This is a genomic window from Micromonospora sp. NPDC004704 (assembly GCF_053601675.1).
Window position 1 is genome coordinate 161,361 of record NZ_JBSGCD010000014.1, and the last position, 19,328, is coordinate 180,688.

Annotated in this window: 22 protein-coding genes; 13 read left to right on the top strand and 9 right to left on the bottom strand. The window is 71.7% G+C overall.

What is annotated here, in order from left to right; genetic code table 11:
* The first annotated feature begins 57 nt into the window (after positions 1 to 57).
* The 8 genes from ACWEFB_RS20935 to ACWEFB_RS20970 all read left to right on the top strand — a co-directional run bounded on the left by ACWEFB_RS20935 (position 58) and on the right by ACWEFB_RS20970 (position 7,170).
* Positions 58 to 852 carry a hypothetical protein gene (locus tag ACWEFB_RS20935; protein ID WP_452287650.1) on the top strand — a complete coding sequence of 265 codons (795 nt, stop codon included), beginning with the start codon at positions 58 to 60 and terminating at the stop codon, positions 850 to 852.
* The gene (locus tag ACWEFB_RS20940; protein ID WP_452287652.1) at positions 849 to 1,832 is read left to right on the top strand and encodes a sortase; all 984 of its coding nucleotides are present in this window, start codon (positions 849 to 851) and stop codon (positions 1,830 to 1,832) included. Before ACWEFB_RS20935 ends, ACWEFB_RS20940 begins: the two co-directional genes overlap by 4 nt.
* Before the next feature lie 13 nt (positions 1,833 to 1,845).
* On the top strand, positions 1,846 to 2,673 hold the full coding sequence (locus ACWEFB_RS20945) for a phosphate ABC transporter ATP-binding protein (RefSeq protein ID WP_452287654.1): 828 nt from the start codon (positions 1,846 to 1,848) through the stop codon (positions 2,671 to 2,673).
* Positions 2,674 to 2,971: 298 nt separating this feature from the next.
* Positions 2,972 to 4,198, top strand: a complete 1,227-nt coding sequence (locus ACWEFB_RS20950) for an Ig-like domain repeat protein (RefSeq protein WP_452287656.1) — start codon at positions 2,972 to 2,974, stop codon at positions 4,196 to 4,198.
* A 174-nt stretch (positions 4,199 to 4,372) separates the two neighbouring features.
* Complete coding sequence (locus ACWEFB_RS20955) at positions 4,373 to 5,542, top strand: WxL protein peptidoglycan domain-containing protein (protein ID WP_452287658.1); 1,170 nt, start codon at positions 4,373 to 4,375, stop codon at positions 5,540 to 5,542.
* Between the two features lie 10 nt (positions 5,543 to 5,552).
* A complete protein-coding gene (locus tag ACWEFB_RS20960; protein ID WP_452287660.1) occupies positions 5,553 to 6,407 on the top strand; it encodes a hypothetical protein in 855 nt (284 codons plus the stop codon).
* A 17-nt stretch (positions 6,408 to 6,424) separates the two neighbouring features.
* On the top strand, positions 6,425 to 6,847 hold the full coding sequence (locus ACWEFB_RS20965) for a hypothetical protein (protein WP_326561493.1): 423 nt from the start codon (positions 6,425 to 6,427) through the stop codon (positions 6,845 to 6,847).
* Between the two features lie 14 nt (positions 6,848 to 6,861).
* Complete coding sequence (locus ACWEFB_RS20970) at positions 6,862 to 7,170, top strand: DUF4229 domain-containing protein (RefSeq protein WP_326561492.1); 309 nt, start codon at positions 6,862 to 6,864, stop codon at positions 7,168 to 7,170.
* Between the two features lie 2 nt (positions 7,171 to 7,172).
* Here ACWEFB_RS20970 and ACWEFB_RS20975 read toward each other — a convergent pair whose 3' ends face one another.
* Positions 7,173 to 7,574, bottom strand: coding sequence for a YbaB/EbfC family nucleoid-associated protein (locus ACWEFB_RS20975; protein ID WP_326561491.1), 402 nt, complete (start codon positions 7,572 to 7,574; stop codon positions 7,173 to 7,175).
* Positions 7,575 to 7,712: 138 nt separating this feature from the next.
* Here ACWEFB_RS20975 and ACWEFB_RS20980 point away from each other — a divergent pair, with 138 nt between their 5' ends.
* The 4 genes from ACWEFB_RS20980 (at position 7,713) to ACWEFB_RS20995 (ending at position 11,501) form a co-directional block, all read left to right on the top strand.
* On the top strand, positions 7,713 to 8,315 hold the full coding sequence (locus ACWEFB_RS20980) for a hypothetical protein (protein WP_452287663.1): 603 nt from the start codon (positions 7,713 to 7,715) through the stop codon (positions 8,313 to 8,315).
* The gene (locus ACWEFB_RS20985) at positions 8,312 to 8,623 is read left to right on the top strand and encodes a hypothetical protein (protein WP_452287665.1); all 312 of its coding nucleotides are present in this window, start codon (positions 8,312 to 8,314) and stop codon (positions 8,621 to 8,623) included. The genes ACWEFB_RS20980 and ACWEFB_RS20985 overlap by 4 nt, the downstream gene beginning before the upstream one ends.
* On the top strand, positions 8,620 to 9,411 hold the full coding sequence (locus ACWEFB_RS20990; RefSeq protein ID WP_452287667.1) for a WXG100 family type VII secretion target: 792 nt from the start codon (positions 8,620 to 8,622) through the stop codon (positions 9,409 to 9,411). The genes ACWEFB_RS20985 and ACWEFB_RS20990 overlap by 4 nt, the downstream gene beginning before the upstream one ends.
* Positions 9,412 to 9,611: 200 nt before the next feature.
* Positions 9,612 to 11,501: a M14 family metallopeptidase gene (locus ACWEFB_RS20995; protein ID WP_452287669.1), complete on the top strand. Its 1,890-nt coding sequence runs from the start codon at positions 9,612 to 9,614 to the stop codon at positions 11,499 to 11,501.
* A gap of 69 nt (positions 11,502 to 11,570) precedes the next feature.
* On the opposite strand, the gene ACWEFB_RS21000 is transcribed toward ACWEFB_RS20995, so the two are convergent.
* From ACWEFB_RS21000 to ACWEFB_RS21030, 7 genes are all read right to left on the bottom strand, one after another.
* Positions 11,571 to 12,308, bottom strand: a complete 738-nt coding sequence (locus tag ACWEFB_RS21000) for an ABC transporter permease (RefSeq protein WP_452287671.1) — start codon at positions 12,306 to 12,308, stop codon at positions 11,571 to 11,573.
* A 14-nt stretch (positions 12,309 to 12,322) separates the two neighbouring features.
* A complete protein-coding gene (locus ACWEFB_RS21005) occupies positions 12,323 to 13,237 on the bottom strand; it encodes an ABC transporter ATP-binding protein (RefSeq protein ID WP_452287673.1) in 915 nt (304 codons plus the stop codon).
* Positions 13,234 to 13,566: a transcriptional regulator gene (locus ACWEFB_RS21010; protein ID WP_452287674.1), complete on the bottom strand. Its 333-nt coding sequence runs from the start codon at positions 13,564 to 13,566 to the stop codon at positions 13,234 to 13,236. The genes ACWEFB_RS21005 and ACWEFB_RS21010 overlap by 4 nt, the downstream gene beginning before the upstream one ends.
* The gene (locus ACWEFB_RS21015; RefSeq protein WP_452287676.1) at positions 13,563 to 14,207 is read right to left on the bottom strand and encodes a transporter; all 645 of its coding nucleotides are present in this window, start codon (positions 14,205 to 14,207) and stop codon (positions 13,563 to 13,565) included. Before ACWEFB_RS21015 ends, ACWEFB_RS21010 begins: the two co-directional genes overlap by 4 nt.
* Before the next feature lie 75 nt (positions 14,208 to 14,282).
* Positions 14,283 to 15,506, bottom strand: a complete 1,224-nt coding sequence (locus ACWEFB_RS21020; protein ID WP_452287678.1) for a glycosyltransferase — start codon at positions 15,504 to 15,506, stop codon at positions 14,283 to 14,285.
* Positions 15,503 to 16,393 (bottom strand): ATP-grasp domain-containing protein, encoded by an 891-nt coding sequence (locus ACWEFB_RS21025; RefSeq protein ID WP_452287680.1) that lies wholly within the window; start codon positions 16,391 to 16,393, stop codon positions 15,503 to 15,505. The genes ACWEFB_RS21020 and ACWEFB_RS21025 overlap by 4 nt, the downstream gene beginning before the upstream one ends.
* Complete coding sequence (locus tag ACWEFB_RS21030; protein ID WP_452287682.1) at positions 16,393 to 17,319, bottom strand: PIG-L deacetylase family protein; 927 nt, start codon at positions 17,317 to 17,319, stop codon at positions 16,393 to 16,395. Before ACWEFB_RS21030 ends, ACWEFB_RS21025 begins: the two co-directional genes overlap by 1 nt.
* Positions 17,320 to 17,652: 333 nt before the next feature.
* On the opposite strand from ACWEFB_RS21030, the gene ACWEFB_RS21035 reads away from it, so the two are divergent.
* Positions 17,653 to 18,372, top strand: a complete 720-nt coding sequence (locus tag ACWEFB_RS21035) for a hypothetical protein (RefSeq protein WP_452287684.1) — start codon at positions 17,653 to 17,655, stop codon at positions 18,370 to 18,372.
* Positions 18,373 to 18,396: 24 nt separating this feature from the next.
* On the opposite strand, the gene ACWEFB_RS21040 is transcribed toward ACWEFB_RS21035, so the two are convergent.
* The gene (locus ACWEFB_RS21040; RefSeq protein WP_452287686.1) at positions 18,397 to 19,212 is read right to left on the bottom strand and encodes an NAD(P)H-binding protein; all 816 of its coding nucleotides are present in this window, start codon (positions 19,210 to 19,212) and stop codon (positions 18,397 to 18,399) included.
* Between the last annotated feature and the right edge of the window lie 116 nt (positions 19,213 to 19,328).

The following is a 19,328-nucleotide window of genomic DNA, read 5'->3' on the forward strand; positions in this document are numbered from 1 at the left end:
GTGCGGGTACGCCAGATGGGTCCGCAGCCGGGCCAGGGTGACGAGGAAGGAAGAGCAATGTCCAGACTGGAATCGCCCCGTCGGCGCGTGGCGGCGGTGCTGCTCGCGGTGGCGGTGGTGCCCGCGGTCGCGCTGCCGGCGCGGGCGGCGGAGGCTGTGCCGGTCCGGCGCGCCGGAGCCATCGGCCCGCTCACGGTCGAGCCGACCAGCGGCACCGTCGACGCGAACCCGATGCTCGTCTCGGCGACCACCGCGGCACCCTGCCCGGCCCGGTACGGCGCCGCCGCGATGCTCCGGGTCGGCCCGGCGGGCGGTGGCCCGTACAGCAACATCGTGCGGCCGGGACAGGCCGGTGACTACGACCGGGCGCCGTTCACCATGACCGCCAACCGGTCGATGGTCACCTCCCAGGGGAGAACCCCGACGGACGGCGAGTACGAGATCGTCGTCGAGTGCGTCAGCGCCGATCTCGGTCCGCACCCCGACCGGTTCGTCACCTCGATCGTCGTCACCGGCAACACGTGGCGGGTCAAGGGCACGGCCGGACCGCCCGCCGCACCGTCCACCGGACCCCCTTCCACCGCCAACCCGCCCGCAACGGACGCATTCGCGCCGACCGCCACCGGCCCGGCGACCACCCCCGCGACCGGCAGCGCCGCGCCGCCGACCGGTTCCGCCCCGGCCGAGGACGCGGATCCGACCGGATCACCGGCCGCCGACGTCCGACTGGCCGGCGAACCCGTCCGGGACGGGTCGGCACTGCCCTGGGTCGTGGGCGCGGTGGTGGTCGTACTGGCCGCCGCCGGTGCCGCGGTACCGCTGATCCGTCGCCGAAGGAGAGTCCAGCCGTGACCGTGAGCGCCACCCCGTCGACCGCGCCCCCGGCCGGCGACCGACCGGCGGGTCCGGCCACCCCGCCGACCACACCCGTCGTGACGGCGCCGCCGCCGGTCGCCGTACCGCCGCGTCCGGCCAGGGGAGCGGAGATCCCGGGGGTACGGATCACCGGCGTGGTGCTGACCCTGCTCGGCGTGCTGCTGCTGGGGTTCGTCGTACACCTGACTTTGATCTCGGAGATCAGGTACGACCGGGCTCAGCAGGTCGCGTACGCCGACTTCCGCAAGGACCTGGCCGAAGCCGTGGCGCCGGTGGGGCAGAGCGGGTTCGACAACCAGCTCCTCCGGCTCGGCGCACCCGTGGCGGTGCTGCGCATTCCCGCCCTCGGCACCCAGCAGGTGGTGTTCGAGGGGACCACCTCCGGGGTGCTGGCGGACGGGCCGGGGCACCGCCGCGACACCCCCCTGCCGGGACAGGCGGGCACCAGCATGATCACGGGACGGCGGGCGGCGTACGGCGGTCCGTTCAAGGGTCTGCCGCTGCTCCGCCCCGGCGACCAGGTGATGGTGGTGACCGGGCAGGGCGAGCACGAGTATCGCGTCACCGGCGTACGTCACCGGGGTGACCCGCAACCGCCGAGGCTCGGCACCGGCGCCGGCCGGCTGACGCTGGCCACCGCCGCCGGCCGGCCGTACCTGCCGAGCGATGTCGTGTACGTGGACGCTGAACTCGTCTCCGAGGCCCATCCGGCACCGAAGCGGCGGATCGGAACACAGTCGCTGACCGCGGCGGAGAAGACGATGGCCGGTGACTCCGGCGCGTGGACCGCCCTGCTCCTGTGGGGACAGGCGCTGCTGATCGCCGCGTACGCGGTGAGTTGGGCCTGGGCCCGGTGGGGTGGCTGGCAGGCGTGGGTGGTCGGTGCCCCACTGCTCAGCGCGCTCGGCCTCGCCGTCGCCGACCAGGTCGCCCGAATCCTGCCCAACCTCTACTGATGACGGAGCCGACGTGACTCTCGACAAGACCCTCACCCTGTCCGCCGGTCCGGCCGCGCCCGGTGCGCTGGCGGCACTGGAGGCGCGGTCGATCTCGGCCTGGTTCGGTCAGCACAAGGTGCTCGACCGGGTGTCGCTCACCATGGCGGCCGGCGAGGTGACCGCGCTGATCGGACCCTCCGGCTGCGGCAAGTCCACCTTCCTGCGCATCCTGAACCGGATGCACGAGCTGATCCCGTCGGCGACCCTGGCCGGCGAGGTGCTGCTCGACGGCGACGACCTGTACGCGTCGGCCCGGCGGATCACCGACGCCCGGCGGCAGGTCGGCATGGTCTTCCAGAAGCCCAACCCGTTCCCGACCATGTCCATCTACGACAACGTGCTCGCCGGCCTCAAGCTGACCGGCGTCCGGGCCGATCGTGACGTCAAGGACGCCCTGGTGGAGGAGTGCCTGACCAAGGCCGGGCTCTGGAAGGAGGTACGCGACCGGCTCCGGTCGCCCGGCGGGGCGCTCTCCGGTGGGCAGCAGCAACGGTTGTGCATCGCCCGGTCGTTGGCGGTCCGGCCCCGGGTGCTGCTGATGGACGAGCCCTGTTCGGCGCTCGACCCGACCTCGACCCGCCGGATCGAGGAGACCATTGCCGAACTGGTGTCCGAGGTGACGATCGTGATCGTCACGCACAACATGCAGCAGGCGGCGCGGGTATCCAACCAGTGCGCGTTTTTCCTCGCCGAACACGGCACCCCCGGCGCCATTGTGGAACACGGTCCGACCGAGCTGATGTTCGACAGCCCGCGCGATTCTCGTACCTCCGATTACGTACACGGACGGTTCGGATAGTCGACGGCGCCGACCGGCCGACCGGGGGTGGCCGGTCGGTGACGACCCGAATTGACGTATCCCCAGGCGGGGACCGGTTCGACATCTGCCATTCACGCGACGGCTCTATCCGATTCCGTGAATTGTCAGTCCCGCGTCGGCTCGGCCGTAACCCGCAATTTTCCTTATGCATGTCCGGCGTAGACGTTGGCCTCCACGGCGGGTCACAGCCCGTGTGCAGCCTGATCGAGTTGCGGCCGGTCACCGCTCCCAATGAGGGAGAGCCGCCGTACCGCACTTCTCCTGAAGGAAGTGATCCATGAAGGCAACCAAGTCCCTGCTCGGCCGTACGGCCGCTCTGGCCGGCGCGGTCGCGCTGTCGGTGGTCGGTCTGGTCGGCGTCGCAGCGCCCGCCCAGGCCGCAGCCCTGGGTACGCTCACGCTCAACCCCACCACCGGCGACGTGGCCACCAGCCCGGCGCTGACCGGGGCGACCACGTCGGCGGCCTGCCCGGCCGGCTTCGGCGACCAGGCCGTGCTCCGGTTCGGTCCGGTCGGCGGCCAGGTCGCCAACCTGAACAAGATCGCCAGCGTCGGCAACTACGACCAGGCGCCGTTCACCCTGGACGCCAACCGGTCGATCACGACCGCCCTCGGCGCGGCACCGGCCAACGGCGACTACCTGTTCGCGATCGAGTGCATCAGCGGCCTGATCGGCCCCCACCCGGACCGCTTCGAGACCGCCGTCACCGTCACCGGCGGTACCTGGAAGGTCAAGGGCGCCGTGGAGCCGGCCACCCCGACCACCACCGCCCTGGCCGTCAGCCCGGCCGGTCCGGTCGAGCTGGGCACCAACGTCACCCTGACCGCCACGGTGGCCCCGGCCGCCGCCACCGGCTCGGTCGACTTCCGTCGCGGCGGTGCCTCGCTCGGCAGCGCCCCGGTCTCGAACGGCACCGCCACCCTCACCACCAACGCCCTCTCGGCCGGCACCAACTCGCTGACCGCCGTCTTCACCCCGGCGGACGCGGCGGCGTTCGCGCCGTCCACCTCCTCGGCCGTCTCGGTCCAGGTCACCGTTCCGGGCAGCCTCGGCGCCACCCAGGAACTCACCGCCGATGTCGCGCCGGGCGCGTTCTCGCTCGCCGTCGCCGGCAACGCCGTCGCCCTGACCGGTGGCGTCGTCGGCGGCGCGGCCACCGGTGCCCTGAACAAGGCCACGGTGACCGACCTACGCGGCACCAACGCCGGCTGGAACCTGACCGGCCAGGTCGAGAACTTCGTCGGGCCGGCGGGTGCCACCATCGCGGCGAACCAGCTCGGCTGGGTGCCGAACGCCAGCGAGGTCAACGAGAACTCCGGCACGGTCGTCGCGGGTGCGGCGGCCAACCCCGGTGCGGGCCTGGGCGACGCGCGCGCGTTGTGCAGCGCCGCGCAGGGCAGCAGCGCGGGTGTCTTCGAGTGCGGCGCCGAGCTGACGCTCGACATCCCGGACACCGCGGCGCCGGGCAGCTACAGCGCCACCCTGACCCTCACGCTGGTCTGATCCACCGGGTCTGACCAGCCAGGTCTGGGACCACCGGCGCGGCGCCGCTCCTTCATCCCCCCACGGGGACGGCGGCGTCGTGCCGGTGGGACGACAACGGCGGGGGTACCGCGGGCACACCGGCCCGTGGCACCCCCGCCGCACCTCCGTTTCTGCGACCCGGGAGCCGTACCCATGACCGCCGCCCGTAGCCCACGTGCCCGTTCCACCCTGTTGCTCCTCGCCGCCGTGACGGCGCTGACCGTGGCGCCCCCACCAGCCCCGGTGCGGGCCGCGCCGGGTCCGGCCGCTCCCGCGCCCGCCGCCTCGGCGCCGGAGGAGTTCCGGTGGGCGGTGCAGCCATCGAGCGCGACCGCCCCGACCGGGCGCAACCAGTTCATCTACGACCTCGGCCCCGGCCAGCAGGTCGACGACCACGTCGCGATCACCAACCTTTCGGCCAAACCGCTGACCTTCACGGTGTACGCGACCGACGCGTTCACCGCGACCGACGGCGCCTTCGCCCTGTTGCCGGCCAGCCAGCCGGCGAAGGACGCGGGCACCTGGGTCGGCTTCGACCACAAGCCCCTGACGATCCGGCCGGGGCAGCGGGTCATCGTCCCGTTCCGCCTCGCGGTGCCGGCGAACGCCGCCCCCGGGGATCACGCCGCCGGGGTCGTCGCGTCCGTGGCCGAGCAGCGGATGGATGCCGAGGGGCAGCGGGTCAACGTGGACCGGCGGGTCGCGGCCCGGATCTACCTGCGGGTCGGTGGACCGGTCACCGCCTCCGCCGAGGTCGAGTCGGCGCAGGTGACGTACGACAATCCGGTGCTCCCGTTCACCCGTGGACCGATGACGATCACGTACCGGGTACGCAACACCGGCAACGTCCGGGTCAACGGCAAGGTACGGCTGCGCGCCACCGGCCTGCTCGGTGTGCCGCTGGGCGGAACCCGGCAACTCGACCTGCCGGAGCTGCTGCCCGGCGCACAGGTCACCCTGACCCGGCGACTCGACGGCGTACTCCCGGCCGGGTTGGTCACCGGTGTGGTGGCGGTCGACCCGTCGACCAGCCAGGGCGCGTTGCCGGAGACGACCCGTACCGGTTCGGTCCTTGCCCCGCCGTGGACGCTGCTGTACCTGTTGCTCCTGGTCCTCGTGCTGGTGGGCGCGCGGTGGTGGCGCCGCCGCCGCAACGCGGTGCCGCGACCCGACGGCGGCCCGACCGCATCCGGGTCCCCGGCACCCGACACGGCTACCGCCGAGCCGGCCGGGAAGCCGTCGGCCGCGTTGGCCGGGAAACCGTCGGCCGAACCGTCCGAGGTGCCCACCGGTGACGCCGTGAGCGCCGACGCCCGTGCCTAGATTCCGCCCGGTGATCCGGTTCGCGCTCGCCCTCGGTGCCGCCGTCGCCGCGCTGCCGGCGGGTGCCCCGGCGGCGGTTGCCGCGGGGACCGAGCCGAGCATCGTGCTCGATCGGGCCGAGGTCGGCGTCGGTGACCAACTCGCGGTACGGCTGTCCGGGTGGCCGGCCGGCAACGTGCAGGTGGAACTCTGCGGCAACCAGGCCCAGCGGGGCTCGATCGACTGCGCGGTGGGCGGGGCGGCGAGCGCGGCGGTCCTGCCCGACGGCTCGGGTGCGGTGGCGTTGACCGTCCCGGCCCCGCCGGGCGCCTGCCCCTGCGTGATCCGGGTCCGGCCGGTCTCCGGCGGCGAGACCCGGACCGCCCCGGTGGTGGTCAAGGGGATCCCGGTGCGGACCGCCCCGCCGGCCGCGCCGGCTCCGACCGAGCTGGCCGCGTCCGGCGTACGGATCACCGGGGCGGGTTCGCCCTGGGCCGCCCTCTTCGCCGGCCCGGCGCACCGTACGGTGACGGTGACGTTGCGTAACTCCGGTCAGGTGCCGGTGCCGAGCCCCCGACTGTCGTTGACCAGCGGGCGCCCCGGCCGGACCACCGTCATCGTCGCGGCACCCCCGGTGGGCCTGCTGGCACCCGGCCAGGAGCGCACATTCGACCTTCCCGTCACGTTCGGCGCGCCCACCTGGGGCCGGTACGCCGTCCGGGGCGAACTGCTCGGCGCCGACAGTTCGGAGGTGTTCTACGCCCACACCCACTCGTACCCCTGGGGCCTGATCCTGTTGCCGGTGCTCGCCCTCGTCTATTCGACCGTGCGCTGGTGGCGCCGGACGGGCCGGACCGCCGTGGCCGTGGAGCAGCGGTCGGCCTGACGTACCCTCGACGGGTCATGAGCGAAGCGCAGAGCAGTTTTCCCCGGCGGGACGCCAGCGGCAGGATCACCGGCCTGGCCGATCTCGGCGGCGTGGTCCTCGCCGGCCTGGTCATCGGTGTGCTGGCGCTGGTTCTGTTCGATTGGGCCTTCGAGTCGATGGGCCTGGCCGACTTCGGCAAGACCAACGGCTGGCTGGCGGTGATCCTCCCGGCCTGGCTCTTCGTCGACGAGTACCGGGCCTGGGGGCCGGGTCCGGCCAGGGCGGCGGCGGCAGTGGTGGGTGCGGGGCTCGGCCTGACCACCGGTCTGCTCGCCGCGGGGCTGGCCGCCGGAGCGCCGCCGATCGTGTCGGGCGCGGCGGCGGCCGGGGCGTTCGCGCTGGTATATACGCTGGTCTGGTATTTCGGCGTCCGGTGGTTGGACCGCCGGACGGGTTGATCGGAGATGGAATCGTGAGTCCCGCCGTGAAGTACACGCTGGGCCGGGTCGGGCTGTTCGTGGTGGTCATGGCCGCGCTGTTGCCGGTGCCCATGAGCATCTTCCTCAAGCTCATGCTGGCGGTGGTGTTCTCGGCGGCGGCGTCCTTCTTCCTGCTCAAGACCTGGCGTAACGAGATGGCCGAACAGGTGGCCGGAGCGGTCCAGCGGCGGCAGGAGGAGAAGGCACGGCTGCGGGCCGCGCTCTCCGGTGACGACCAGCCCGCCACCGCTCCGCCGGCTTCCTCGACCACCCCGCCGGCCGACCCCGACACCGCTCGCTGAGCTCAGCGGTCCAGGTCGCGTCGCCGGGCCACCCGGTCCAGGTCGTCCATCAGGCCGTCCAGCCGGCGCATCCCCTCGTCCAGCCTGCCCAGCGAATCCTCGCTCGGAGCAGCCGCCAGGACCGGGGCGATGATCTCGTTGGCCCGGCCGTTGTACTCCCGTTGGGCCTCGCCGATCGCGGCGGTGACCTCCGCCGCGACGTCCTCCGCCGACAGTCGCAGGGCGCCGGGGTCGATCCGCAGTTCCTGGATCGCGCCGCCCGGACCGGTACGGGCCCGGACGTAACCGCGCGGCGATTCGCCGGTGCCGTACTGGTCGGCGAGGTCGTCCTGCATCCGCTGGATCCGCGCCACCTGCTGGTGGGCGTACTCGGCGAGATCCTCCAGATTCCGGATGTCGGGCACGTCGAATCCTCTCGGCCGGGGTCGGCCGTCGGGAGGGGCACCTGGTACGAGCGAGCGCGACAACAGGGCGGCCCTCCCCACGGCGGGTCAGGGTGGACAGGATAGCGAGGCCGGTTGGGGCGGTGGCATTCTTGCCCGGTGGCCAAGGATGACACGCTCCACATTGAGCCGGCGCTGCGTCCACTCCTCGCGCCCGGGGAGCGGTTGCTGACCGCCGCGATGCTGATAAAGGACGTCGGTACGACCGACGACGTCTCCATTTCCGACGAACTGAAGAACCTGCTCGATCCGACCATCCTGTTCGGCCTCGGTACGCATCCGGGGAACCTGTTGCAGCAGGCCGCGTTCGGTCGGGCGGTGATCGGGCCGGCGGACAGCCCCGCCCGGCGCCTGTACGACGCGGTCGACGCGACCACGTCGCCGACCCTGGCGGTCACCGACTCCCGGTTGTTGGTCGCCGACCGGAAGACGGTCGACCGGGTGGGTGGAAGTTGGACCGACCGGTGGTTCGGTCCGGTGGAGTACGTGGCGACGTTGACCCACGAATCGCCGAGGGACGCTATCGTCGGGGCGATCATGGCGCCGGCGGGTGTGCTCCGCCGAGGACGGTTCCTGGTTGTCTTCACCGACGGATCGGTCTGTGCCCTGATCGGCGGGCCGCCGAACGCGGGTCGGCGGGCGGCGGAAGCCATCGGCCCGCCCCGGCCGGCGGCGGGTACTCCTGGGGAGGAGCAGGCATGACACAACCGGTGAAGGTCTATCTCGACGCGATGACCAGGTACGCGGACGCGATGCAGGACCTCGGTACGGCCTTCGGCAACACCCGCGCCCTGCTGGTGGACGCCGACGTGACCGAGGACAGCTTCGGGATGCTGCCGGAGTCCCGGGAGGTCGCGACGGTCTACGAGCAGCGCACCACGGACGGGCTGGAGGTGCTGCGTACCGGGGAGGACGTGTTCGGGGAGTTGGCGGTGGCGTTCCGGCAGATGCGGGACAACTACCGGGGCACCGACCAGGCCGCCTCGGACCGGTTCGGGGGAGGGAAGTGACCCGGGCGCCGAGCGGTGCGGAACGGATCGAGGAGTACCTCGGCCCGGCTGGTGCGGCGTACTCGGTGATCAAGCCGATCGTCGAGTTCCTGGCCCACCCGATGGACGCGGTGACCGGCGACCCGGACCTGCTGATCGCCCAGGCTAAGGCGTGGCGGGACGCGGCGACCCGGATGGACCAGTTCGTGCTGGACGAGGTGGGTGCCCGGACCGATCTGCTCTCCTACTGGGAGGGGGAGGCGGCCGAGTCGTTCAACGCGCAGATGAGCCAGATCAACCAGTCGTTGGCCGAGATCGGCGACCACTTCGTGGCCACGGCCGAGTTGCTGGAGGGGTCGGCCGAGGGGGCCCGACAGGCGCAGGAACTGGTCGAGCAGATCGTCAAGGAACTGATCGCCTGGGCCATCATCACCATCATCGTGGCGCTCGCCTCGGCCTGGATCACCGCCGGTGCGTCGCTGCTGGCGGGCGGGGCGGCCACCGGGGTGGAGGCCGCGCTGGCCGGGACCCGGGCGGCGGCGGTCGGTGTGAAACTCGCCAACCTGCTCCGCAAGGTCGCCACCTTCCTGAAGAAGATGAGCGACTTCGCGCGGGCGTACAAGCTGACCAGCATCCACAAGGTCGGGGTGCAGAACTGGGTGGGTGCCCGGTACTCCACCCAGGCCGGCTACCAGTTGCTCGCCACCAACTGGGTGATCAAACAGACGATCGTCAAGCCGATCCTCGGCCCGACGGTCGACAAGGTCACGGGCGCGGACCAGGCATGGGACCTGCCACAGGTGCTCTGACCGACGCCGGCCCGAGCAGGGTGGAAGGCCGGCTGCTGAAACCGAGCGCCAACGGGAGCCGACCGTCCCGGCGGTTTTCGCCGGTATGACGATGATGTTGAGATGGAACAGAGAGAGTGATCGTTATTGATATGACCATGTAAGGGGTGGTGCAGTGTGCGGTACAGAGCGGGAATCTCCGCACCCCCAGGAGGTTTTGCATGCCCTTCCGTACCCTCGTACCCCGGCGGTCGTCCCGACGCCGGACCATCGCCCTCGCGACGACCGTCGCAGTCGGCCTGTTCGCCGTCGTGACCAGCCCGGTCTCCGCCGATCCGAAGCCGGGCGCGATCAGTGCCGACACCAGTGCCGAGTACCGGGTGCTCGGTCCGCGCACGCTGGAGGACCGCAACGCCGTCGTCAAGACCGGCGCGGCGATCAACTACAGCGAGCACGGGATCCTGAACGTCACCGCGACCGCAGCCGAGGTGAAGGCGATCACCGCGCTCGGCTTCACCCTGGAGGCCGTACCGGCGCCGCCCGCACGCGGCGCCACCGACGGTGTCGGGATCAACGCCTTCCCGCCCGCCGACTCGAACTACCACGACTACGCCGAGCTGACCGCGGTGATCAACCAGGTGGTCTCGGACCACCCGACGATCGCCCGCAAGTCCAGCATCGGCAGCTCGTACGAGGGTCGGGACCTGCCCGTCATCAAGATCTCGGACAACGTCGGTACGGACGAGGCCGAACCGGAGATCCTGTTCAACTCCCAGCAGCACGCCCGTGAGCACCTGACCGTCGAGATGGCGATCTACCTGCTCAACCTCTTCACCGACAGCTACGGTTCCGACTCCCGGATCACGAACATCGTGAACACCCGGGAGATCTGGATCGTGCCGACGGTCAACCCCGACGGCAGCGAGTACGACATCGCCACCGGTTCGTACCGGTCCTGGCGGAAGAACCGGCAGCCGAACAGCGGCTCGTCGAACGTCGGCACCGACCTGAACCGCAACTGGGGCTACAACTGGGGCTGCTGCGGCGGTTCCTCCGGCACGACGTCGTCGGAGACCTACCGTGGCCCGTCCGCCTTCTCCGCCCCGGAGACCCAGGCGCTGCGCAACTTCGTCAACAGCCGGGTGGTCGGCGGTACCCAGCAGATCAAGGCCAACATCGACTTCCACACGTACTCGCAGTTGGTGCTCTGGCCGTACGGCTACACCACGGCGAACACGGCGGCCGGGCTGAACGCCGACCAGGAGGCGACGTTCCGCACCCTGGGCCAGCAGATGGCGGCCACCAACGGGTACACCCCGGAGCAGTCCTCCGACCTGTACATCACCGACGGCGACAGCCTCGACTGGATGTGGGCGACCCACCAGATCTGGGCGTACACCTTCGAGATGTACCCCGGATCGTCCGGCGGCGGCGGTTTCTACCCGCCCGACGAGGTCATCCCGGCCCAGACGTCGCGCAACCGGGAAGCGGTGCTGATCCTCAGTGAGGCCGCCGACTGCCCGTACCGGGTGATCGGCAAGCAGGCGCAGTACTGCGGCGGCGGTGGCGGCGGGACCACGGTCTGGTCGGACACCTTCGAGACCGCGACCGGTTGGACCATCAACCCCTCCGGTACGGACACCGCCACCTCCGGTGCCTGGGAGCGCGGTACGTCGCAGGCGACCAACTCCAGCGGTGCCAAGCAGCTCGCTCCGGCGGGCGGCAGCAACGACCTGTCCACCGGCCGGCTCGCCGGCACCGCCGCGGGTGACTACGACATCGACGGCGGGCTCACCAGTGCCCGTTCACCGGCGGTGACGCTGCCCTCCAGCGGCACGCTGTCGCTGTCGTTGTCGTACTACCTCGCGCACGGTTCGAACTCGTCCTCGGCGGACTTCTTCCGGGTCAGCGTGGTGCACAACGGCGGCACCACCGCACTGCTGACCCAGGCCGGGGCGGCGAGCAACCGCAACGGCGCGTGGACGTCGGCCAACCTCAACCTCTCCTCGTACGCGGGACAGTCGGTCCGGATCCTGGTGGAGGCGACCGACGCCTCCGGCGCGAGCCTGGTCGAGGCGGGCGTGGACAATGTGACGATCACCAGCTCCTGATCGTCCACAACTGACACTGCCCCGTCGGCCGGTCCTCCGGTCGGCGGGGCAGTACGTGTCGGGGCCGGTTCAGCTGAACCGGCGCCCCTCGTCCCGGCGGTACGCCCACCCGGCCGCCGAGGCCAGCACCACCACCCAGACACCGAGCATGATCAGCGCGGTCGGCTCGGGGGTGAAGTCACCGACGGCCGCCCACATCAGCTCGACCGCGCCACGGGTCGGCAGGAAGGGTGCGATCGTCTCGATGAAACCGGGTGCGTTGCCGGGTGAGGAGAGCAGGCCACCGCCGAAGGCGAGCGGGAAGAAGACGACCTGCGCCACCACGATCGCCGCCTTGCTCGGCAGCGCGTACCCGATGGTCAGGCCGAGCAGGGTGAACGGCACCGCGGCCACGACCACCGCGCCGAGCGCGAGCAGGAACCCGGCCCCTGTGATCGTCGCCGGGGTCGCCACCGCCGCGATCACCACCACCGGGATCAGCGAGACGAAGGTCAGCGCGAGGCCGGCCAGGATCCGGCCGGCGAAGCGCGGCGCCGGCCCGGCCGGCAGGGTCCGGGTGTACGGATCCCAGGGCTGCGCCCGGTCCTCGGACACCCCGATCCCGTACTGGAAGATGTTGCTGCTCATCACCGCGAAGGTGACCATCGAGGCGGTGGCGAAGGTGGCGCCGGTCGGGTCGTCCCCGGTGAACGGCACCACGAAGAAGAGCATCGAGACGGCCGGGAAGAAGGCGCTGCCGATCACCGCGATCGGGATCCGGATCGTCTCCAGGAGCTGGTACCTGGCGTGTACGAGCGCGAGCTGCATGACTGTTCCCCCGGTCAGGCGGTGATCGGTTGGGTGGCGGACGCACCGGTCCCGACCGGTCGGTCGGTGCCGGCGGTCAGGGTCAGGAACGCCTCCTCCAGCGAGGTGGGTCGGATCTCCAGTCCGGAGAAGTCGACCCCGCTGGCCACCAGGTCCCGGACGAGTTGGTCCGCGTCGGCGGTGAGCAGGTGCGTACGCCCGTCGGTGTGTTCGGTGCCGAGTACGCCGGGCAGTGCCGGCAGGTCCTCGGCGACCAGGCTGACCCGGCGTACCCCGACGATGTCCCGGATCGCGGTGACGGTGTCGTCGGCGAGCACCCGGCCCTGGCCGAGCACCACCACCCGGTGCGCGAGGGCCTCGATCTCCTCCAGGTAGTGGCTGCTCAGCAGGACCGTCCCGCCGTCGGCGTGGAAGGACCGGATGGCGGCCCAGAGGCTGTGCCGGGCCTCCACGTCCAGGCCGGTGGTCGGCTCGTCCAGGACGACGAGTTGGGGGCGACCGACGAAGGCCAGCGCCACCGCCAGCCGCCGCTTCTGCCCGCCGGACAGCCCGCCGGTCTGTCGCCGGACCAGGTCGGTGATGCCGAACCGGTCGAGCAGTTCGCCGCGCGGTACCGGGTCGGTGTAGTGGGCGGAGACGAAGTCGACCACCTCGCCGACCCGCAGGGTGGGCGGTAGCCCGGTTTCCTGCGGGGTGACGCCGAGGCGTTGCCGGCTGGCCGGGTCGCGGGGGTCGCCGCCGAACAGCTCGACCCGGCCGGAGGTGACCCGGCGTACGCCGACCAGCATGTTCAACAGCGTGCTCTTGCCGGCCCCGTTCGGCCCGAGCAGGCCGACGAGTTCACCGGTACGGACTTCGAAGCTGACCTGGTCGAGGGCGGTGACGGTGCCGTACCGGCGGGTGGCCTGGTCGGCGCGGGCGAGAATCATGACGACTCCTGGGCGGGGGTGGCTGCCTCGGGCGGGTCGAGCAGGGCGCGCAGCGCGGCGGTGTACTCCTCGAAGGCCAGTCGGCCCCGCCGGCTCAGCCGGACCAGGGTGGCCGGCGTACGCCCGTGATGGGTTTTCGTGATCTCGACGTACTGGGCGTCTTCGAGTTTGCGGAGGTGCACGGAGAGATTTCCGGCGGTCATCCGCAGGATCTCCTGCAGTCGGGGAAAGGTGATCCGGTCGCCCTCGGCCAGGGTGGCCAGGGTGGACACCACCCGGAGTCGGGCCTGGGCGTGGATCACCGGGTCGAGTTTCGGTGGTGTGGTCATGTCCTGTCCCGGCGGCCGAGCCAGGCGATCGTGCCCCCGATCAGCATGCCCCCGCCTCCGGCGACCGCGACGATCAGCGCGTGCCAGCCGGGTCCGGCGTACACACCGACGATGTTGATGACGCTGAGCCAGATGCCGAGGCGGAACAGGTTGCGGTCGAGCCAGATCGCCCCGCCGGCCACGTGCAGGACCCCTGTCAGGCCGACCGCGGCGGCGGCCCAGAGCAGCCGGGCCAGGTCGTCCGGCTGCTGGTCGGTGACCCGGCCGAGGATGATTCCGTAACTGACGAAACCGAGCAGCCAGGCGACGCCGTACCACTGGCCGCGACGGGCCGAGTCGCCGGTGATCTGCCCGTACGACCGGGCGCCGGTGATCGCGGAGAGGGTTCCGGCGGCGCCGAGCAGGACGAAGAGTGCGGTCAGCGGCAGCCACTCGGGCAGGTTGACGAAGATCCGGTCGTCCGGGCCGAACCGGAGGAAGAACAGGCCGAACCCGACCAGCCAGGCGACGCCCCACGGCCAGTAGATCAGCCGGGGATCGGGGTTGAGCTGCCGGGCCGTCTCGGCCTGCTGCTGCCGGATCAGTCGCAGGGTCTCGGCCGGGCTCGCCGGGGGCTGTTCGTCGTCATCGTCCAGGGGCACGCAAACTAGTTTACATTGCAAAGCTGCTGGTCCGGATCACCCCGTCGCCCACCCGACAGTGCAGGACCTAAACGATCAACCCGCCACGGACCGGCTCCGTACGCCGGTCCGGTCGAGCTTGTTCCAGCGCATCGGCGCCCCTCGGGCCTCCAGCCACAGCGCCCGTACGGTCACCACGCTGCTGAACACCGAGAAGATCGCGGCGGCCGGCAGGATGTAGAGCAGTCGCAGGTCCCGCCAGGCCCGGTCGAGGGCGATCGCCACCAGGGTGTGCGCCGCCGCCGCGCCGAGCCCGATCCACAACACCAGTGCCGGTACGGTCGGCGCGCTCGGCAGCCGCCCGGTGGCGGCCAGCAGCAGCACCAACCCGAGGGTCAGCAACTGGACCGGTGGCACGGCGAGCATTGTGACCAGGTTGTAGATCAGGTACCAGCCGAGCCGGCCGTGCTGCCGGCTGCCGATCAGGTCGCGGTGGCGTCGGGCGGTCTGCACCAGTCCACGGGTCCACCGGATCCGCTGCCGCCACAGTCCGGAGACCGTCGACGGCACCTCGGCGTAGACCATCGCCCGGGGCTGGAAGTTGATCCGGTAACCCGCGGCGCGTACCCGCCAGGTCAGTTCCAGGTCCTCGCCGAGGGTCCCGGTCTCGAAACCACCGACCTCCTGCACCACCCGGCGGCGGAACGCGCCACAGTTGCCGGAGACGATGGTCAGGCAGCCGACCTGCGCCAGCGCCCGTCGGACCAGGGCGGTGGCGTGGGTGAGCAGGGCCAGCAGCCGGGTCTGGTGCCGGTCGAGGTTCACCGGCTCGTCGTTCCCGCAGACCCCGCCGACCGACGCGCTGTCGAAGCCGAGCAGAAGTTGGCTGATCGTGTCCGCGGTGAACACCCCGTCGGCGTCGACGAAACAGCAGATCTCGCCCCTGGCCAGCCGGATGCCGGTGTTGAGGGCGGCGGCCTTGCCGCCGTTGCGCTGGGTCAACACCATCACGTCCGGGTGGTACGCGAACTGGCGCATCACCGCGAGCGTACGGTCGGTCGAGCCGTCGTCCACCAGGATGATCTCCTTGCGCGGGTACCGGGTGGCGATGATCGACTCGACGCAACTGGCGAGCACCCGTTCCTCGTTGTACGCCGGCACGATCACCGACACCAGCGGGAGCACGCTCTCGAAGACCGGCTGGTGGCGACGACGCACCTCGGCGAGCACGGCCAGCGGGTAGTAGGCCAGCTCCAGCACCCCGATCAGCAGCAACGGCACGGTGAGCAGCACGATCACGCCGGAGACCAGGTCGATCACGAGGTGGCCCCGGCCCGGAACCCGACCCCGTACCGGGCCAGGAGGGCGTCGAGCAGCTCCGGCGCCTGGCCGCTGTGCGCACCGAACCGGGCGTTGACCTCCAGGACCACCGGGGTCCCGTCCCGCCGGCGCCGGATGTCGAGGTCGGCCGGACCGGTCACCCCGATCGCCCGTACCGCCGCTCGGGCCAGGTCGGCCACATCGGACGGGTTGTCCCGGACCACCCGTACCGCGTTGCCGACCCGCCCCTGGGCGAGCGTGGTCTTGCGGAGCACCACAATCGCCTCCACCCGGCCGAGCCGGTCGGCGAAGACGTCGACGGCATACTCCGTACCGGGAATGAACTCCTGCAACAGGTCCCCCGGATCCGGCGGCGGCGTCCCGGTGCGGTCGTGCACGCGGACGCCGCGCCCACCCCGCCCCCGGCGCGGCTTGCTCAGGTACGGCCAACCGAGGTAGCCGCGCAGCGCCTGTGGGCTGAGCAACCCCGGCAGCACCGAACGGGGTACGGCCACCCCGGCTCCCGCCAGCACCTGGACGGTCCTCCACTTGTCGTCGGCGATCTCCACCGCCGACGGTGGGCTCACCAGCACCGCCGGCCGGGTCGACCGGACCGCGAGCGGGGCCAGCACCGGCAGTTCCTCGGTGACCGTGGGCACGATCAGGTCGACGCCGTGGTGGTGGGCGACTCTCAACAGCTCCGGCAGGAACGATCCGTCGGTAGCGGCGGGCACCCGCTCGATCCCGTCCGGTCCGGCGGCACCGGGCGCTCGCCCGTCGGCCGGGGCCATGTCGACGCCGATCGCCGGCACCGCACGCATCGCGAGCGCGTGCAGCAACGCCCGGCCGGCGGGTCCGGCCGCGCCGGTCACCAGCAGGCGCGGCATCAGTGCTCCTCGACCAGCGGCACGGACATCCGTACCGGCTCGAAGGCCTCGGCCACCGGCACCCGGGCCTGGCCGCCCCGGAACGCCGCCAGGCCGCGTACCTGCCGTTCGCCGACGTACGGCTTGGCCCGCTGGTCGTGATGGGTGGCTACCGCGCAGACCTTGGCGTCGAGCTGGTCGGAGATGTCGACGAAAACGCTCGGCCGGAACTCCGCGGTGACCGACGGGCTCTCGTAACAGAGCACGGCCGGGTGCTGGCGGGCCGCCCGGAGCGTGGCCAGGTGCACCGCCCGATGGTCCTGGTGCTGGTCGTTCCCGGAGTGGGTGAAAACCAGATCCGGCCGGTGGCGGCGGATCGTCCGCTCGATCGCCTCCGCCATCTCGTTCTCGTGCCGGGCGAGCCGGGTGTCGGGGAGGTCGAGCACCTCGATCCCACTGGCACCGAGGAACCGCCCGGCAGACTCGGCCTCGCCGGCCCGTACGTCACCGTCGCCCCCGCGCCCGCCGTGGCTCATCACCAGGACGTGCACCTCGTGCCCGGAGTCGACCAGCCGCAGCAGGGTGCCGCCGCAGGCGAGTTCGAGGTCGTCCGGATGGGCGCCGATGGCAAGCACCCGCCTGGGCAGCCGCGTCGGTGCCGGGGCGATCCGGAGCGCGCCGCAGAGTCCGGCGAGACCACAGAGGACAACCAGGCTGGCCAACTGGACGCCGGTGGCGGTCCCGCCCGCCACACGGTCGGGCCCGGACGCACTCGCCAGACCGTACGCGGCGTTGGCGGGCACCAGGACCAGCGCGGCGCCGACCGCGAGCACCTGGATCAGTCGGGGTCGGCGGAACCGGCGGCGCAACGGCCGGTCGGCACCGGTCGCGGCGGTCGCCGCCGCCAGCAGTGCGACCAGGAGTGGAGCGGACAGGGAAACGGTCACGGCAACCTCGCTCGGTACGGCCGCGACGGCGCGGCTGCCTCTGTCGGTCCCCCGCAGCCTCCCGCCCCCCGATGAGCCCCGTCTGAGCCCCCGATGAGAACCCCCTCACCTCCCCGCTCCCTCGCCCCTCCCTCAAGATCCGCCCTCTTGTAGAGAAAGAGGGCCTGTCCGGGGCGGAATAAGCCCTCTTTCTCTACGAGAGCGGCCTCCGATCCCGCCGTGAGCGGGAGCGGGGCGGCGGGTTGTGGTGGGGGAGCACACTTGTCGGAGCGAGTCAGATCGGAGGCGGTCGATGCGTTCGAGGTGTCTTGTCCGGTTGTCGGGTGACGTGTCATGAGGTGGTTCGCGGCCGGGTGCCCGGTGACCCCCGACGAGCAGCAGTGGATCGAGGACTCGCTCGACTGGCTGGTCGGCGAGTTCGGCAAGGAGGTCCTGCGCCGACCGGTGGTGCTCCCCACCCCGGAGTTCTTCCCGGACACCTACACCGGGACCGAGGCCGACGTACACCGGGTGGTCGGGTTGCTCTGCCGCCGGCTCGGCGTCGACCCCGCCCGGCTGGAGGTCGAGTTCTTCGACGACGGTGTCGACGCCGACCTGCTGGCCAGCCTGCCGTCCTTCGCCGGTTCATGGGCCGGCGCCGCAGGCCACTACCAACCCCGTGGCGACCGGGCCATCATCTCCATCAACAGCGCCGAGGCGGCCAACCCGATGTCGCTGGTCGCGACGGTCGCCCACGAGCTGGGTCACGTACTGCTCCTCGGTGAGCAGCGGATCGCCCCGGAGCGAAGGGACTCGGAACCCCTCACCGACCTGCTCACCGTCTTCTTCGGGTACGGGGTGTTCAGCGCCAACGCCGCGTTCGACTTCACGGCCCACGGCGGTGGCTGGCGGGCCCGGCGTACCGGGTACCTGACCGAGCCGATGTTCGGGTACGCGCTCGCCGCGTACGCCTGGCTGCGGGGTGAAGCCGACCCGGACTGGGGCCGGCACCTGGACACCAACCCGCGCGCGTACCTCCGGAAAGGGCTGCGCTACCTGCGGCAACGCGGCTGACCCGGGAGCCCTTTCACTGACCGGCTAGCTGAGCGCGAGTGCCACGGCCTGGCGCAGGGTGGTCGGCGGGCGACCGAGCACCCTGCGCAGGTCGTCGGTCTGCCGCTCCAGCGCACCGGACCGGGCCAGACCCATCAGCCACCCCATCGGGCCGGGCGCCTGCTCGGTGGCCTCACGGTATTCGACCACCTGCCCGGTGGCCTCGCTCAGCGCCTCGGCGAGCTGCGGATACGTCCACAGGGGACCGGTCAGGTCGTACCCGTGGCTCAGGTGGGCGTCGTCGGTGAGTACGTTCGCGGCGGCCTCGGCGAGGTCGGTACGGAACGCGGTGTTCAACCCGCGCCCGCCGGTGCCGCTGGTCAGCTCGCCGGACTCGACCGCGGCCCGCAGCCCGGCGTTGATGAACGCGTCGCCGTAGAACGGGTTCCGCAGCATCGTCCAGGCCAGCCCACTGTCCACCATGGCCCGCTCGGTCGCGTGATGCGCGGCGTTCATGCCGTCGCCGCTGCGGTCCGCACCGAGGAAGCTGGTGTAGGCGATCCCGCGTACGCCGCTGTCCCGGGCCGCCTCGATCGCGGCCAGGTGCTGCCGGATCCGCCGGTCCGGGGCAAGCTCCGGGGAGGAGATCAGCAGCACCCGGTCCGCCCCTTCGTACGCCGACCGGAGGCTCTCGGGTCGGTCGTAGTCGCCGAGCCGTACGTCGACACCGAGTGCGGCGAGGTCGGCGGCGCGGGACGGTTCGCGTACGGCGGCGACGATCCAATCGGCGGGCAGCCGGGTCAGGAGGTGTCCGATCACCAGTCGGCCGAGCGCGCCGGTCGCGGCGGAGACAACGATCATGCAGGTTCCCCTTGCTGCTGGCGGGCGGGACGATCCCGCCCTGTGGATCTAGCGGTGCCAGGGAAACCCGAACCGCGACCGTACGCCACCGATTTTCGGAGCCTCCTCGGAACGCG

Bases quoted from the DNA above. Each gene is read 5' to 3' on its own strand.
- ACWEFB_RS21005 (WP_452287673.1), bottom strand. From the start codon at position 13,237: ATGATTCTCGCCCGCGCCGACCAGGCCACCCGCCGGTACGGCACCGTC.
- ACWEFB_RS21025 (WP_452287680.1), bottom strand. From the start codon at position 16,393: ATGCCGCGCCTGCTGGTGACCGGCGCGGCCGGACCCGCCGGCCGGGCG.
- ACWEFB_RS21000 (WP_452287671.1), bottom strand. From the start codon at position 12,308: ATGCAGCTCGCGCTCGTACACGCCAGGTACCAGCTCCTGGAGACGATC.
- ACWEFB_RS20935 (WP_452287650.1), top strand. From the start codon at position 58: ATGTCCAGACTGGAATCGCCCCGTCGGCGCGTGGCGGCGGTGCTGCTC.
- ACWEFB_RS20985 (WP_452287665.1), top strand. From the start codon at position 8,312: ATGACACAACCGGTGAAGGTCTATCTCGACGCGATGACCAGGTACGCG.
- ACWEFB_RS20950 (WP_452287656.1), top strand. From the start codon at position 2,972: ATGAAGGCAACCAAGTCCCTGCTCGGCCGTACGGCCGCTCTGGCCGGC.
- ACWEFB_RS20995 (WP_452287669.1), top strand. From the start codon at position 9,612: ATGCCCTTCCGTACCCTCGTACCCCGGCGGTCGTCCCGACGCCGGACC.
- ACWEFB_RS20955 (WP_452287658.1), top strand. From the start codon at position 4,373: ATGACCGCCGCCCGTAGCCCACGTGCCCGTTCCACCCTGTTGCTCCTC.
- ACWEFB_RS21035 (WP_452287684.1), top strand. From the start codon at position 17,653: ATGAGGTGGTTCGCGGCCGGGTGCCCGGTGACCCCCGACGAGCAGCAG.
- ACWEFB_RS21010 (WP_452287674.1), bottom strand. From the start codon at position 13,566: ATGACCACACCACCGAAACTCGACCCGGTGATCCACGCCCAGGCCCGA.
- ACWEFB_RS20965 (WP_326561493.1), top strand. From the start codon at position 6,425: ATGAGCGAAGCGCAGAGCAGTTTTCCCCGGCGGGACGCCAGCGGCAGG.
- ACWEFB_RS21040 (WP_452287686.1), bottom strand. From the start codon at position 19,212: ATGATCGTTGTCTCCGCCGCGACCGGCGCGCTCGGCCGACTGGTGATC.